The organism is Comamonas sp. B-9 (assembly GCF_000410635.1).
In the GTDB taxonomy this organism is placed as follows: Bacteria; Pseudomonadota; Gammaproteobacteria; order Burkholderiales; family Burkholderiaceae_C; genus Comamonas.
Window position 1 is genome coordinate 2093 of the sequence record NZ_KE148628.1, and the last position, 14908, is coordinate 17000.

Here is a 14908-nt window from a genome sequence, read left to right on the forward strand (position 1 = left end):
TTTGTCGATGGCCATGGGCATGACCTTGATCCTCGCCGCCCTCAAGTACGGCAGCGCCGGGCTGGTGGGCATGCTGTCCTCTGTCTCGCCCATCCTGCTGCTGCCACTATTGTGGTGGAAGACCAGGGTGCCGCCCACCTTGGGCGCCATGGCCGGCGCGCTGCTGACCGTGGCCGGCGTGGTGCTGATCCTGGCGCGGCTGCACTGACCAAGGCGCCACGCGCGCCCGCGTTAGAAGGACGCACCCAGACCCAGCTTCATGCCCCGGCGGTCCATCGTGCGCAGCGCCAGCAAGGAGTTTTTCTGCGTGCTGCTGTCATCGGGCAGCACATCGCTGCGCGCCAGCTCGCCGGCCTGCAAGGCCTTGCCCGATCCCGTATCGGTCTGCAGCACAAAGCGGTAGTCCTTGAGGTAGACACTGCCCCGACCGGAGATCGTGAAGGTTTACACACAGCGCACCTGGGCAGTGGCAGGGTTCAGAAAACTGCAGCGCACGCCGCCGCCAGCGGTGGTGGCGGCAGTGCCATCGACCTGGGTCAGCGCCACATGGGCGGTTTCCTTGTTCGTCGTGTCGTGGAACGTCCAGTTGCCCAGCAGGCTGGCAGGGTCTGGCGCGACCGGCGCGAACTGGAAGCGCTCGATGGCCACCGCCCCCTCGCCCGGAAAGCGGATATGGCCGCGTGTGGGCGAGCTGAAATCCAGAAACACATCGCCGGCCGTGGAGGCCTCCGTGCCACTGAGCGCGCCGCTGCCAAAGTAGCGGCCGCCCTGGTAGCTCTTGAGCGGGGCGCTGGCCTGGCCGCTGGCAAAGGCGCCGACACCCAGGTGGAAGCTGGCGTTGCCATCGGCCTGGTAGTTGTAGACCTGCATGACCAGGGTGCCGGTTTGCACATCGATGGCCATGCCACGCCCGGGCTGGCCATTTTTCTCGCCCGTCACGATCCACGTGCCGCTGGCGGGGACGGGCGTGGTTTCGCTGAACACCAGCGAGTCATAGCCATCCGGGCTGAGCATGCGCTGGCCCACCAACTGGAAGCTGCTGCCGTTCAGCTGCGCCGTGCCGCTCAGCTGCTGCAGCGCCGTCTGGAACTGCAACCTGACGCTGGGCGTGGCACTGCCATTGCTGCAGTTAAAGCCTTGCAAGGTGGCGCTGTAGCTGCAGGAGATCGGAAGCTGGGTGCCATTGGGCAGCGCCATCACCATCGCAGGGCCGGTGCTGGTGTCTACGCCGCTGAGTGCAATGGCCGAGTACACCGCCTTGCCGCTGCTGTCTTGCATGGACATGAGCCAGTATGCGGAGGGCAGCGCAGAAGCCGGGGTGTTGTCAAACCGAAAGCGCTGTATGGCTACCGTGGGCTCGCCGGGAAAGCGCAGCTGCGCCTGCGTGGCGCTGGTGAATTCGATGCGCACTTCGCCCGCATCGCCATCCTCCACGCCCGACAGCGGCCCGCTGCCGAAATAGCGCCCGCCCCGGTAGCTTTTGAGCGGGGCTGCGACCTGGTTGCCATCGATATTGCCGACGGCCAGGTGGAAGGTGGCCGTGCCATTGGCCCGGTAGTTGTAGACCTGCATGACCAGCACGCCATCTTGCACATCGATGGCCATGCCCCGGCCGGGCCTTCCATCTTGCTCGGCGCTGACGATCCAGGTGCCCGGTAGTGGCGTGAAATCGCTGGCAGCCTGCGCTGGCGGGTTGGCCGCCAAGGCGATCGTGCCGGCCAGCACCGCAGATCGAAACAGGGGGCTGCGCTGCAGCCAAGGGCGAACAGTACGGGACATGCTTCACTCCTGCTAGCCGGGATGGCTATGGCGCCCATATTGCTACAAATGTTTACGCCTGGTGGGAGAGGTTGATGGTGGTAAGTGGTTAATCACTTGCTAAAGCAGTACGTAAAAAAGCCAGGGTATGCAAGGCATTCCCTGGCTCTGGGGCGGCTCAGCGCAGGTTCGCTGGGCCACTGCGCTTCAACAAGCGCGGCTTACTTGATCAAACGCACGGCGCCCGACATGCTGACCGACACCGTGGTGTAGCCTGGCTCCAGGCCCACAGGGGCGCTGCTGTCTTCCATCTTGCTCATCATGGCCACACCCCGGCCCATGCGTGGCATCGGCTGGCTGGTGCCACTTTGGTTCAGGTGGATGGTGTCGTACTCGTACTGCGCATAGCCCATGGCATTGGCGGTGACCTTGGCCTTGGCGTTGAAGTTCTTGACCGCCTCGGCGATCAGCTGGTCCTGCGCCTTGTTGCGTGCAGCATCGGACAGGCGAAAGCCCGAACCGGTCAGGCGGGCCTTGTCCATCAGCGCAGCCATCGTCTGGCCCAGCACGGCCGTGTCGGTGGACTCGAGCTGCACATTGAACTGGGTGCGCCAGCTGGTGACCTTGCCATCCTTGTTGTAGACGGGGCTGGTGAACAGGTTCTCGGTCGTGACCTGCAGGGTCTGGGACTTCTTGGCGGTGGCCAGCACATCGGCCAGCGCGGTCTTGCCCAGCTGCTGGGCCTGGGCCTGGTCCTTGGATTCCTTCTCAACGCTGAACTGGGCCCAGGCCGTGTCTTCCGGCACGCGGGTGGACGCTTCGGCATCCAGGTTCAGGCTGGGGCGTTTGTCTGCGTTGGCAGCGGCGGGGGCGGGGTTCTGGGCCATGGCGGTGGAAGCTACAAAAGGGGTGGCGGCGATCAAGGCGGCGGTCGCCAGCATGCGCATTTTTTTCATCAGATTCTCCTTCTTCAAAACAGTCGCGGAGGACATGCCGCCAATAAGGCGGGGGCCCAGGTCACCGGGCTTGGAGTGCGAGCTGGACTGCAAGTTTCAACAGCGCCCACAAGCCGCATCGGATGGCCTAGCTTATCCCCAAGTGCCCCCGGTGCCCCTGGTGCCCCTGGTGCCCCGAGTGCCGCGACAAAGAGCCACAGCGTAGGCGGCGGCAGGCCAGAGCCTTGTAGGACAGGCTGCCGCAATCGTCCGGGTTCATCGATATTCACATTTGGCTGGAAGCGCTGGCGCCTAGCCGGCAATCGCCTGGCTGTCCCGCAACGCGGCAATGCTGTCATCGCCATAGCCCAGGCTGCGCAGCAGCTCCTGCGTGTGCTGGCCCATCTGCGGCGGGTCCATGCGCACGCCCAGGCGCTCACCAGCCATGCGCAGCGGCAGCAAGGTGGTGGGGGCCGTCTGCCCCGCGCGTTCGCCATCGCTCAGGCGCACGGGGGCCAGGCCGCCGCTGGCCAGCAGGTGTGGGTCGTCCAGCAGCTCTTCGGGCTTGCTGATCGGGGCATAGGGCAGGCCGTTGGCCTCAAAGACCTGGCCAATGTGCGCGGCGCTCATTGCGGCAAAGCGCTGGCGCAGCTCGGGCAGCAGCTGGGGGCGCAGGCGCACCCGGTCGTTGTTGCTGCAGTAGCTGGGGTTGGCCAGCAGATCGCCCCAGCCAAAGGCACTGCACATGGTGGTCCACTGCGCATCGCTCACGGCGGCCAGAAAGATCTGGGCGCCATCCTGCACGGTGAACACGTCATACACCGACCAGGCCGAGATGCGGTTGGGCATGGGCTCGGCCGCCTCGCCCGTCACGGCAAACTGCATCATGTGCTGGCCGACCAGGAACACATTGTTCTCGAACAGCGCGGAATCAATCTCCTGGCCCCGGCCGGTTTGCGCCCGCTGCATCAGCGCGGCCATCGCACCAATGGCACCGAACATGCCGCCCATGATGTCGTTGACGCTGGTGCCTGCGCGCAGCGGGTCGCCGGGGCGCCCGGTCATATAGGCCAGGCCGCCCATCATCTGCACCACCTCGTCGAGCGCGGTGCGGTGCTCGTAGGGCCCGGGCAGAAAGCCGCTGTGGTTCACATAGATGAGGCGCGGGTTGAGTTGCGACAGCGCGCGGTAGTCGAGCCCATACTTGCGCATCACGCCGGGCTTGAAGTTCTGCACCACGATGTCGGCCGTGCTGGCCAGGCGGATTGCCGCTTCCAGCCCTGAGGCCTGGCGCAGGTCGATGGCCACGCTTTTCTTGTTGCGGTTGAACATCGGGAAAAAGCCCGCTCCCGCGCCCAGCAGGTGGCGGGTGCGGTCGCCCTCGACCGGCTCCACCTTGATGACCTCGGCCCCCAGATCGGCGAGCACCAGGCCACAGGTCGGGCCCATCACCATATGGCTGAACTCGACCACACGCAGGCCGGCAAGTGGCAAGGGGGTGGGGGAGGTCGGCGTGTTGGGGGGGGCGTCGGTGTGGTGCATGGCTCAGGAAACAGAAAGCGTTGGCAGGCTGGGCGGGCGCAGGGCTTGGCGCAAATCGCAGCGGGTGCCGCGCTGGCTGCCAGCCGGGTAGGTCAAACAGAACTACGCCGTATGTACCACATCCGCTTAGCTGCATGCGCCATTGGCTGTCCCTGCGGTGCATGCAGGGGTGACAAAGCCGCTGCGAGTGGGTCGCCAAAGATGCGCAAAAAACGGCGCGGTATGCCTGCCCGATAGACGCTATATACCGGCCTTCGGGTAAGAAATTTCTGTAATGTTAAGATACAAATATAACGAATTGAAATTTCTTGATGTGTATCAAGATCTGGCGTGGGCCCTTTTTCAGTCTTTGTTAACCAAAGTGAATACATGGAATCGAAGGCTAGGTTTTGATAATTGATTAAGTTAATATATTTTTCTCAATTTCAACTGATGGACACAGGCCCTGATGCTGCACAGGCTTCAGGGTCTTGGCATTTCGGTGCCGGTGTTTTCAACAAGAACGGTCAAGGTGTGATGGGTTCAGTGATGAGGTGGGCGCTGGGTGCGCGAGGGATGCGTAGCCTGCTGGGGCTTTGCTTGGTGCTGGGGCAGGGCTTGGCGCATGCGGCTGACAATGTGACTGCCGTCTGGGGCAGCTTCAACGGCAACAGCTGGACAGCCAATACCAGCAATGCCGCCACAGCGCCTGCAGCCAATGGGAACAACGATCTGCTGGGGTTCACGGCCGGGGGCGTGCGCTACTCGACCGGGGTCAATGACGCGGTGCTGACCGGGGCTTTTCAGCCGGCAGTCTTCCAGGCCTTTACGCCCAATCCCAGCTCGCTGCCCGCTGCGGGCGGCCTCAATGCCATTGCCCAAAGCGCCAGCTACGATATCTCCAAGACCCGGGCCTCCTACCTGTCGGATGGCGGGCATGGGCTCGATCTCAGCACCGCCTTGTTCAATATCCCGGCGAGCTCGCTGCGCTTCAGTGCGAGTGTGGGCAATCCCGAGTCCACGACGGACGCGGTGCCCGATGTGCTGGTGACCCAGGTAGGCCAGCCATCGAGCAAGACCGACACCTTTTATTTCATCGACGACACGGGTGCGGTCGTAGGGAACAGCATCAGCATCGCGCTCAGCAGCGTGCCGGTCGTCGCCCGGCAGAACTGGCAGTTCTGGAACCCCAACCACACCAAGTCTACGGTGGGCGATGGCAGCCGTGACCTGCGCATACGTGCTTACTATTTCGCCGACTTTGGCATCACGCCGCAGAACATGGGCCGGGTGGCTGGCTTTGTGCAGGCCTTGAGCGGCGACTCCGACATTGCCTTTGTCGCCTACAACCAGGAGGCCGTGAGCACCCCGGCGGCCTTGAGCGTGCAAAAGACCAATGAGGCCGCTGCCGTGACCGCAGGCGGCCGCACAGTCTACACCGTGACGATCAGCAACACCGGCGGCTCGCTGGCCAGCGATATCTCCTGGCGTGATCTGCCCCAAGGCCTGCGCGTGCTGGGCATTGAGGCCGGTGCCGTGGGCGCGGGCAGCGATGCCGGTGTCTGCAATAGCAGTGGCTGCACGGGCCTGCGCCTGGCGCCTGGTGCATCGATCGCGTACCGCGTGGAGGCGGAGGTGACCGGCTTGGTGGGCGCGATGGCATCGAACACCGCCATTGTGAACGGCGCCAACTGCAGCAGCGGCAGCCCCGCCAGTTGCAGCAGCAGCGATGCGGATCTGATCGTGGCCGCCGACTCGGTCAGTGTGGTCAAGACCAATGGGGTGGACCGCCTGACCGTGGGCGCCGAGACCACCTACAGCGTGACCCTGAGCAACAGCGCCGCGACCGCGTTCGCGGGCCTGAGCTGGAGCGATGTGCCCAGCGGCCTGACGGTCAGTGGCATCCGCGCGGGCAGCGTGGGGGGCGGTAGTGTGGCGGGAACCTGCAGCACCACGGGCTGCACCGGCATCACCTTGGCAGCGGGCCAATCCATCGTCTACATCGTCAGCGCAAAAGTGAATGCTGCCGTAGCCGCAGGCACATCGGTCAGCAACAAGGCCGTGGTGCAAGGCGGCACCTGCACCAGCGAGCGGGTGAGCGGCTGCGCCAGCACCGATACCGACCTGGTGGTGACGGCGGCCAATATGGGCATCAGCAAGAGCAATGGCGTGGATGTACTGGCCCAGGGTGCCAGCACGGTCTACCAGGTGGTTGTGCACAATACCGGCGGCAGTGCAGCTGCGGGCCTGCGTTGGGTAGAGAGCCCGGTGGGCCTCAATATTGAGCGCATCAGCGCCACGACGGTCGGCGCCAACAGCGAGGCGGGCCTGTGCACCGTCAGTGGCTGCTCGGATATCGCCGTCGCGGCTGGTGAATCGATTGTCTATGCGGTGCAGGCGACTGTCACCGGTGAGGTGGGCGTGGACAGCGCCCGCAACGTGGTGACCTTGAGTGGCGCGAGCTGCAGCGGCGGCAACAGCTGCAGTGCCGAAGACCGCGATGCCATCGTGCTGCCCGCCACTGTCAGCATCCGCAAGAGCAATGGTGTCGATACGCTGACCGAGGGTGCCAGCAGCAGCTATACCGTCACCATCACCAACAGCGGCGGCATGCCCGCTGCCGGCCTCGCCTGGCTGGACAGCCCCCAGGGCATGGAGATCGAAGCCATCACGCCGCTGGCGGCCGCAGCGCCCAGTGATGCCGGCAGCTGCAGCCTGCAGGCACCGATGGGCTGCAGCGGCATCACGGTTGCCGCCAACGCCAGCGTCAGCTACCAGGTGCGGGCGCGGGTCACGGCGCTGGTGGAGGGCCGTGCCGATGCCACGGTCAGCAATACGGCCACGCTGACGGGGGCGAACTGCACGGCAGCATCCCCCTGCACAGTGACGGATACCGACGCGCTGCGCAGCCCCGTGCATCTGACGCTGAGCAAGACGGCCGCGGCAACGGTGGAAGCGGGCCAGGCGCTGGACTACCAGTTCCGCATTGGCAACAGCGGCCAGACAGCCGTTGCCGCCGGGCAAACGCTGGTCGTGGCCGAGGCCCTGCCTGATGGCATGCGCCTGACGGGTGCCTCGCCCGGTGCCGGTGTGACATCGGTGGTCTGCAGTGGCGAGCCGCTGGAGTGCGAGGTGGTGCTGGATGCCGCGCTGGAGCAAGGCGGCCATGCTGCCTTTGGCTTGCATGCCATCGCGCCAGCGCAGGCCGGCAGCATCACCAACCATGCTGCCATCGATCCGCAGGGGGGCAGCGAGCCGCCGGTGCCGGGCGCTGCCTGCCTGCCTGCCGACAGCTGTGCCCAGGCGCGCACTGATGTGCTGGCCCCCGCCTATATCACCGTGCTCAAAAGCAATGGCGTGAGCCAGGTGCTGGAAGGCAGCAGCACCCGCTATGTGGTGACGCTGAGCAATGAAGGTGGCATGCCCGTAGAGCTGCAGTGGGACGATGTGCCCAGCGGCATGGTGGTGACCGAGATTGTTGCGACCGAGGTCGGGGCCCACAGCGCCGCTGGTGTCTGCAGCCCGTCGGGTTGCAGCGGTGTGACGCTGGCAGGTGGCGAAACCGTGCGCTATGCGGTACAGGCCCGGATCACGGCCACGGCACCTGCACAGGTTCGCAATCTGGCCCGGGTGAGCGATGCGGCCCAGTGCAGCAGCAGCGCGCCTTGCAGCAGTGAGGACGAGGATGCGGTCTACAGCAACACCATCGATGTGGACCCACCTGCGCCCGATCCCACACCTGACCCGACTCCGGATCCAGACCCGACACCCTTGCCCGCGCCAGTAGCGGTACCCACGGTATCGCTGGCGGGGCAACTGCTGATGTCGCTGCTGCTGGGCGGGGCCGCTGCGCTGGGCCTGCGCCGCATGCGCCAGCGCGGCCGCCACTGAGCGGCAAAGCGCCCACAAAAAAACCACTGCCGCTCGGTGCTGCAGTGGTTTTTTTGATGTTTGGCTTCCGGGCAGCCCCGTGCTCGGGGCCTGCCTCCCGGCGATCAGGGAGCCAGTGCGGCCTTCACGGCGGCAGAGACCTGGCCCATGTCCGCCTTGCCAGCCAGCTGGGTCTTGACGGCGCCCATGACCTTGCCCATGTCGCCAGGGCCCGAGGCACCCAGTTCCGCCACGATGGCCTGGACCGCAGCGGTCACTTCTTCGGCGGACATGCGCTCTGGCAGGTAGGCCTTGATGACCTCGATTTCCGACTTTTCCTTGTCGGCCAGGTCCTGGCGGCCGGCAGTTTCAAATGCGGCGATGCTGTCCTTGCGCTGCTTGATCATCTTGTCGACGATGGCGATCACCATCGCGTCGTCGAGTTCGACGCGCTCATCGACTTCCTTTTGCTTCATCGCAGCTTGCAGCAAGCGGATGGTGCCCAGGCGTTCCGTGTCCTTGGCGCGCATCGCGTTCTTCATGTCTTCGGTGATTTGTGCTTTCAAGCTCATAACAGGCTCCTGTTGGCAGGCCGTCGACGCAAGCAGCGGTCTGCCTGAAAAATCTGGCGATGGCCAGAAAACAAAAAACCCGCGCCTGGCGTCCCGAGCGCGGGTGGTGTCACAGCCTGGGCAAATTGCGTCAGGCCTGTGAGAGCTGCGATCAGTACAGCTTCTTGGGCAGTTGCATGCTGCGAACGCGCTTGTAGTGGCGCTTGACGGCAGCAGCCTTCTTGCGCTTGCGCTCAGCAGTTGGCTTTTCGTAGAACTCGCGAGCGCGCAGGTCGGTCAGCAGGCCCAGCTTTTCGATGGTGCGCTTGAAGCGGCGCAGCGCAACGTCAAAGGGTTCGTTTTCTTTTACACGGATAGTCGTCATTAGCTAATGTTTCCATTGGTGCCAACAGCGGGTTTTGGGGAAGATCGCGCCCCAAAGCCTTGAATGGCGGTTTTGCCCTGTCATATTGACTAGTATTGGCAGACAGGGCTTTGCCAGCAAAGAGGGGCGATTATATCCGGCTTTTGATAGGAAAGCAAGAGGGTCGCGGTTTGCAAGCGGGGAGCCAGACCTGCGCTGTTGCTCTCCTGCATCTCGCCCAGCGTCCTGCTGCTATTGGTTTTCTGCCATGCCCGCTGCGCAGGCAGCGGCACTCGCCCAGGCCCATTGAAAGTTGTAGCCGCCCAGCCAGCCGGTGATATCCACCACCTCGCCAATGCAGTAGAGGCCCGGCACCTTCTTGGCTTCCATCGTTTGCTGCGACAGCTCGCGCGTGTCCACACCGCCCACGGTGACCTCGGCCTTTTTATAGCCTTCGGTGCCGGTGGGGGTCAGCTCCCAGCGCGTCAGGCGCTCGGCCAGGCGCAGCAGCGCCTTGTCGCTGGCCTCGGCAATCGGGCGCTGCCAATCGGCATCCTGCGCCACCCAGGCATCGGCCAGGCGCGCGGGCACCAGGCTGGCCAGCGCATTGGCAATCAGCTTGCGCGAGCGCTGCTTGGCCTGCAGTAGCTGCTCGGCCACATCCACCTCGGGCACCAGGTTGATGTCGATGGAGGTGCCCGGTGTCCAGTAGCTCGAGATCTGCAGGATGGCTGGCCCCGACAGGCCCCGGTGCGTGAACAGCAGGTCCTCGTTGAACGTCATGCGGGTTTTCTTGCTGCCGGTGCCGATCACCACCGGCAGGGCCAGGCCCGCCAGCTGCGCGTAGGGTGCCCAGGCGCTGCCATCAAAGGTCATCGGCACCAGGCCCGGCACACGCGGCACGAGTGCCAGCCCAAACTGCTGGGCCAGGCGGTAGCCCAGGTCGGTGGCGCCAATCTTGGGGATGGACAGGCCGCCGGTGGCGATCACCAGGTGGCGGCAATGCACCGTTCCCTGGGCAGTGCTGACCTGAAAGCGCTGGCCTTGCGCATCGGCATCCAGCGCCGCAACGGCGCTGACAGGGCAGGGCTGCCAGTGGGTCACGTCGCCCGCGCGGCACTCGGCCAGCAGCATCGCGATGATGTCTTCGGCCGAATGGTCGGCAAACAGCTGGCCCTTGTGCTTTTCGTGGTGGGCAATGCCGTGCTTGTCGACCAGCGCGACAAAATCGGCCGGCCCAAAGCGCGACAGTGCCGAGCGGCAGAACTGCGGGTTCTGGCCGACAAAGTGCCTATGGGGCTGGCGCACATCCAGATCGCGGTTGGTGAAGTTGCTGCGCCCGCCGCCCGAGATGCGGATCTTCTCTGCGACCTTGGCCGCATGGTCAATCAGCAGCACCTTGAGCCCGCGCTGCCCCGCCTGCGCCGCACAAAACAGGCCGGCAGCGCCTGCGCCAATGATGACGGTATCAAACAGGTGGGTGGGAGCGGGAGAAGACATGCGGATCCGGAAGATGGCCAGGCCTCTCTATGGAGTGCCCGCGCCGACAAAAGCAGCGATTATCGGTGATGCGGCCCTAACCCGACTGCCTGCCCAGGTGGGCGATGCAATGCCAGGCTTTTTTCAGCAGCGGCGCCGGGTAGCGATGGCGGGCCTGGGCCTGGCCCAGATCGGCTGGGGTGAGTCCACCCGGCGCATGCTGCAGCAGTTCGGCCAGCACTTCGGCCACGTCGGCGCCCCGGTACTGGCTGGCTTGCGCCAACTGGTCCGCCTGCAAGCGGTAGCCCGGATGAAAGCGCAGGGGCAGGCCTGAGCGCAGCACGGCCAGCGCCAGCGGCGTATCGCGGTAGCAGGGGTCGAGCCAGATGGCGGCCACATCGCGCGCCAGAACCAGGCCGCCATGCAGCTGGGCTTCGACATAGTGGTCCAGCGGGTCGGCCAGTTGCAGGCATTGCAGCTGCTGCCAGTCCATCTGCTGCCACAGCCCGACATGGCGGGGCTGCCAGTAGCTGTCGGGGTCGCAAAAGCTGCTGCGTGCGGTGGCAGAGCTGTGCAGCTGCAGATACGCCGATCCAAATCGGGGCGCGGCGCCATAGCCCTGGTGGCTGGGGCGGCCCAAAGGCACCAGATCGACGGCGCCGTACACCGGCCGCTCGGCGGGATCGGCGTGGTTGTAAGCGCCCGCAAACTGCTGGTCCTCCCACTGCCAGCGCTCGCCCTGGGGCTGGGGGCTGTAGCTGCCATTGCTGCGGCCGCTCTCAAACTGCGACAGGTAGCGGCCTTGCTGGCACAGCAGCGCCAGCAGCGGCTGGCCTTGTACGGTCCAGTCCGGGACCGTCCAGTCCGGGACCATCCAGTCGGGATGAAAGTGGACGTGAATCGAAGCGGGTGCAAGTGCGTGCTCGCGCGCCGGGCCGCCACGGCGCTGCACGGCCTGCAGGGCTTGCTGCTGGGCGGCGGTCAACAAGGGCGCGGGGCTGGGCATGGGCAGGGCGGGTTCGGTTGAAGGTCCAGGGACTGCAGTGGATGGATCGTAGCCGGTTCTGCGCTGCATGCATGCCCTGGCTGTTCTGGGGTTGGATGCTGCCCAGCGGCCCGGCACTGGCCGACAATCAGCGCTTGTCCACGATCTCTTGAGGAGTTTGCATGTCGTTTTGCCAGGCCTTGTGGCAAGCCAACCAGGCGCTGTACCAGCGCACCTTGGACCATCCCTTCAACCGCGAGCTGGCGGCAGGCAGCTTGTCGGTCGAGCGCTTTCGCCATTACATGATCCAGGATGCGCATTACCTGGTGGCCTATGGCCGTGCGCTGGCCGTCGCTGCCGCCAAGGCCGACCAGGCCGAGGGCGTGGTGCAGTTTGCCAATGCCGCCAATGAGGCGGTGGTCGAGGAGCGCAAGCTGCACGACGGCTTTATGCGCGACTTCGGCATTACGCCGCAGGATTTTGCCGCGACGCCGCTGACACCGGCCTGCCACCACTACACGAGCTTTTTGCTGGCCAACAGCTGGTCGGAGAGCTACCCGGTGGCGCTCGCCGGGCTCTTGCCCTGCTTTTGGATCTATGCCGAAGTGGGGCGCGATATCCATGCCCGCTCCCAGCCCGGCAACCCCTACCAGGCCTGGGTGGACACCTATGCCAGTGAAGAATTCCATGCCGCTGTGCGCGCCGTCATCGCCACCATCGACCGTGTGGCGGACGCCGCTGACAGCGCCACCCGCACGCGCATGGCCGAGGCCTACCGCTACAGCGCTGAGCTCGAATGGATGTTCTGGGACAGTGCCTACCAAGGGGGGCGCTGGCCGACGCGCTGAGCGGCACCCAAACTGGGTTGCGCTGCTGCGCTGTAAAGCTCCGGCAGCGCCGTCGTAAAGTTATGCAATGCGGCTCTACGGCGCGATAGGCTAGCGGTATTCGCCTACAGGCGCTTTCAAAAAACGGTCTTACGCTTCGTGGCATTCATTGACCAGATGCGCCAACGCGCAGACCCCGAGCAAGTCCGAGGCCTACACGCACGTATCGCAACCATATAAGGAGTTGCCATGTTGTCTACCAACACCACCCATACCGCTTACCACGCTCCCGTGTTCGAACCCACGGTCGATGAGTTGGCCGCTTTGAAGAAATTGGAACTGGGAGAAAAGATTTCGCTGCAGGATGCTGTGCATGCACATGTCTCCAAGCGCCTGCTGGAACGCGGCATGGTGGTGGAGCGTGAGGGCTACATGGTCATCACCTCAGAAGGCCTGCAACAGATCAAGCGCCGCGATGCCTGATCCTCAGCCCGCTGTTCTCCACAGCACCCAGGCAGCCCAAGCAGGCTGCCTTTTTTTTCATCATGGTTAACTTTTTGTCTTAGTTTCAACGATTTGGGTGGCTTATCTACAGCTGTGCACAGAGCTTTCCACAGCATTGTGCCCACGGACTGGGGACAACGCTGCGCTGCGCCAAAACAGCGGTGCTCCAGTGCCAGAAGAGGCCAGGGCCAGCAGTGTCGGGGCGTTGAAACTGCGCGAATGACGCGCCCAGGCCCCATATGCCTCAATTTTGAGCAAGGCTGGCATTTGGCTTAGGAATCAGCGGCTTGCCCTGCTTATCTACAAGCTTCTTCACAGCTTTCCACAGCATTGTGCCCGTGCAATGGGGACAAAGCGGGACCGCTGCGCGATGCGCAGGCTAGGGGTGATCTGCAAGCTGCTGGGCCGCTGCAGCCGTGTTGGCTGGCTTGCGCTTTGCCGCGCCAGGAATGGCGATGGGTGGCTCCAGGCAGCCAAGAAACTGCGCCGCAAAAAACCTGTGCGTCCAACAGCCTTGCCAGCGGCGTGCTGCCATGGAATCTCAGTAGACTCGGGGCTGGCGGCGGTGGCGTTTACTTATCTTCGCAGTCGGTACAGGGCAGGTGCAACATGGCTGCACTAGGATGCGGTCATTCTTTACATGCCGGTGCTGATGGTGGAGCTTTGCCACAGGCCGCTGCTGTAACTCACCTCTACCGATTGCTGCCATGGACCATAACTCCAATAATTCCACCCGTCCCACCCCAACCCCCGGCGCGGCAGACGCCGGGCTGAACCCCGGTGCTGCAGCAGCACCCAAGCGCCGCAGCCGCTGGCTGGGATCGACGATCGCCATCGTGCTGGTGGCAGGGCTGGCAGGCGGGGCCTGGTACCTGGTGCAGAGCAAGAAGAACCCGAGCGGCATGGCAGCCGGTGCACCTGGCATGGGCGGCCCACCGGGCGCCGGTGGCCCTCCTGGCATGGGCCCGGGCGCGATGCGGACGATGGCCGTCACCGTGGGCAGTGCCGCTGCCAAACGCCAAACCCTGCCGGTGACCCTGACGGCAATGGGCACGGTGGTGCCCACCACCACGGTGACCCTGACCACCCAGGTCTCGGGCATTCTGCGCGATGTGCTGTTCACCGAAGGCCAGATGGTCAAGAAAGGCCAGAAGCTGGCCCAGATCGACCCCCGCCCGTTTGAGCAAGCGCTGCAGCAGGCCAAGGGCCAATTGGCGCGCGACCAGGCGCAGCTCGATGCCGCGCGCGTGACGCTCAAGCGCTACCAGACCTTGTGGGACCAGGATTCGATTGCCCGCCAGGACCTGGACACGCAGGCCGCGCTGGCCAAGCAGCTCGAAGGCACGGTGCTCACTGACCAGGCCCAGGTACAAACCGCACAGCTCAACCTGGGTTATGCCAGCATCAATTCGCCCATCGATGGCCGCATTGGTTTGCGCACGATGGACCCAGGCAACTACATCAGCGCCGGTGGCACCACCGGCATTGCCGTCATCACCAAGATCGCGCCGATTGATGTGAGCTTTACCGTGCCGCAGGACCATATCCCGTCGGTGCTGGGTGCGCAAAAGGCCGATGCCCGGCTGCCGGTGGCAGCGCTGGACCGTGCGGGCAACAAGACCCTGGCCCAGGGCGTGTTCCTGACCTTGGACAACCTGGTTGACACCGCGACGGGCACCGTCAAGGCCAAGGCCCGGTTCGACAACAGCGATGGCTCGCTCTTTCCCAACCAGTTTGTCAACACCCGTTTGACCTTGAAGGACGAGAGCGCGCTGGTGGTGCCGGTCACCGCCATCCGCACCGGTGGCAATGGCGATTTTGTCTACGTGATCAACGCCGACCGCACCGTGACCCAGCGCACCGTCATCCGGGGCATGAGCACGGTCGAATGGGTGGCCATCAACACGGGCCTCAAGGAGGGCGAGCTGGTGGTGACCGAGGGTGCCGACCGCTTGAAGGATGGTGCCGTGGTGGCCCTGCAGGGCGACACGCCCACCCAGGCTCATGGCGCCAGCAGTGGCCGGCGCGGCCCGCGCGAGGGTGGTGGACGCCGTGGCAATGGCGAAGGCCGTGGCGCCAATGGTGCGGCACCCGGCGGTGCGGCGGGCAATGGC

The 14908-nt window shown here is 64.7% G+C and carries 13 protein-coding genes; 5 read left to right on the forward strand and 8 right to left on the reverse strand.

What is annotated here, in order from left to right:
* Positions 1-208 (forward strand): EamA family transporter (locus tag H928_RS33540; protein ID WP_239645002.1); only part of this gene is annotated, 208 nt, incomplete at its 5' end.
* A gap of 23 nt (positions 209-231) precedes the next feature.
* On the opposite strand, the gene H928_RS32500 is transcribed toward H928_RS33540, so the two are convergent.
* The 4 genes from H928_RS32500 to H928_RS0117400 all read right to left on the reverse strand — a co-directional run bounded on the left by H928_RS32500 (position 232) and on the right by H928_RS0117400 (position 4235).
* Entirely contained in the window at positions 232-393 is a 162-nt protein-coding gene (locus H928_RS32500) for a hypothetical protein (RefSeq protein WP_021027644.1), read from the reverse strand.
* Between the two features lie 51 nt (positions 394-444).
* Positions 445-1779, reverse strand: a complete 1335-nt coding sequence (locus H928_RS30265) for a hypothetical protein (RefSeq protein WP_148293212.1) — start codon at positions 1777-1779, stop codon at positions 445-447.
* A gap of 200 nt (positions 1780-1979) precedes the next feature.
* On the reverse strand, positions 1980-2714 hold the full coding sequence (locus tag H928_RS0117395; protein WP_021027646.1) for an SIMPL domain-containing protein: 735 nt from the start codon (positions 2712-2714) through the stop codon (positions 1980-1982).
* A 291-nt stretch (positions 2715-3005) separates the two neighbouring features.
* Entirely contained in the window at positions 3006-4235 is a 1230-nt protein-coding gene (locus tag H928_RS0117400; RefSeq protein ID WP_021027647.1) for a CaiB/BaiF CoA-transferase family protein, read from the reverse strand.
* Between the two features lie 618 nt (positions 4236-4853).
* Between H928_RS0117400 and H928_RS0117405 the strand changes: the two genes are divergently transcribed.
* On the forward strand, positions 4854-8105 hold the full coding sequence (locus H928_RS0117405; protein WP_158400577.1) for a DUF11 domain-containing protein: 3252 nt from the start codon (positions 4854-4856) through the stop codon (positions 8103-8105).
* A 104-nt stretch (positions 8106-8209) separates the two neighbouring features.
* On the opposite strand, the gene H928_RS0117410 is transcribed toward H928_RS0117405, so the two are convergent.
* The 4 genes from H928_RS0117410 to H928_RS28545 form a co-directional block, all read right to left on the reverse strand.
* Positions 8210-8656, reverse strand: a complete 447-nt coding sequence (locus tag H928_RS0117410) for a GatB/YqeY domain-containing protein (RefSeq protein WP_021027649.1) — start codon at positions 8654-8656, stop codon at positions 8210-8212.
* A gap of 151 nt (positions 8657-8807) precedes the next feature.
* Positions 8808-9020: a 30S ribosomal protein S21 gene (gene rpsU / locus H928_RS0117415; protein WP_007833691.1), complete on the reverse strand. Its 213-nt coding sequence runs from the start codon at positions 9018-9020 to the stop codon at positions 8808-8810.
* Positions 9021-9251: 231 nt separating this feature from the next.
* Positions 9252-10499 carry an NAD(P)/FAD-dependent oxidoreductase gene (locus H928_RS0117420; protein WP_021027650.1) on the reverse strand — a complete coding sequence of 416 codons (1248 nt, stop codon included), beginning with the start codon at positions 10497-10499 and terminating at the stop codon, positions 9252-9254.
* Between the two features lie 76 nt (positions 10500-10575).
* Complete coding sequence (locus tag H928_RS28545; RefSeq protein ID WP_021027651.1) at positions 10576-11484, reverse strand: DUF3626 domain-containing protein; 909 nt, start codon at positions 11482-11484, stop codon at positions 10576-10578.
* 161 nt (positions 11485-11645) lie between these two features.
* On the opposite strand from H928_RS28545, the gene tenA reads away from it, so the two are divergent.
* From tenA to H928_RS0117440, 3 genes are all read left to right on the forward strand, one after another.
* Positions 11646-12311 carry a thiaminase II gene (gene tenA, locus H928_RS0117430; protein ID WP_021027652.1) on the forward strand — a complete coding sequence of 222 codons (666 nt, stop codon included), beginning with the start codon at positions 11646-11648 and terminating at the stop codon, positions 12309-12311.
* 228 nt (positions 12312-12539) lie between these two features.
* Positions 12540-12773, forward strand: coding sequence for a hypothetical protein (locus tag H928_RS0117435; protein ID WP_021027653.1), 234 nt, complete (start codon positions 12540-12542; stop codon positions 12771-12773).
* Positions 12774-13501: 728 nt separating this feature from the next.
* A partial coding sequence (locus tag H928_RS0117440; protein ID WP_021027654.1) for an MdtA/MuxA family multidrug efflux RND transporter periplasmic adaptor subunit occupies positions 13502-14908 on the forward strand: 1407 nt, incomplete at its 3' end.

What these genes read in the sequence shown, in the direction of transcription:
- H928_RS30265 (WP_148293212.1), bottom strand. Translation starts at nt 1,779, where the DNA reads ATGTCCCGTACTGTTCGCCCTTGGCTGCAGCGCAGCCCCCTGTTTCGA.
- H928_RS0117400 (WP_021027647.1), bottom strand. Translation starts at nt 4,235, where the DNA reads ATGCACCACACCGACGCCCCCCCCAACACGCCGACCTCCCCCACCCCC.
- tenA (WP_021027652.1), top strand. Translation starts at nt 11,646, where the DNA reads ATGTCGTTTTGCCAGGCCTTGTGGCAAGCCAACCAGGCGCTGTACCAG.
- H928_RS0117395 (WP_021027646.1), bottom strand. Translation starts at nt 2,714, where the DNA reads ATGAAAAAAATGCGCATGCTGGCGACCGCCGCCTTGATCGCCGCCACC.
- rpsU (WP_007833691.1), bottom strand. Translation starts at nt 9,020, where the DNA reads ATGACGACTATCCGTGTAAAAGAAAACGAACCCTTTGACGTTGCGCTG.
- H928_RS28545 (WP_021027651.1), bottom strand. Translation starts at nt 11,484, where the DNA reads ATGCCCAGCCCCGCGCCCTTGTTGACCGCCGCCCAGCAGCAAGCCCTG.
- H928_RS0117410 (WP_021027649.1), bottom strand. Translation starts at nt 8,656, where the DNA reads ATGAGCTTGAAAGCACAAATCACCGAAGACATGAAGAACGCGATGCGC.
- H928_RS0117435 (WP_021027653.1), top strand. Translation starts at nt 12,540, where the DNA reads ATGTTGTCTACCAACACCACCCATACCGCTTACCACGCTCCCGTGTTC.
- H928_RS0117420 (WP_021027650.1), bottom strand. Translation starts at nt 10,499, where the DNA reads ATGTCTTCTCCCGCTCCCACCCACCTGTTTGATACCGTCATCATTGGC.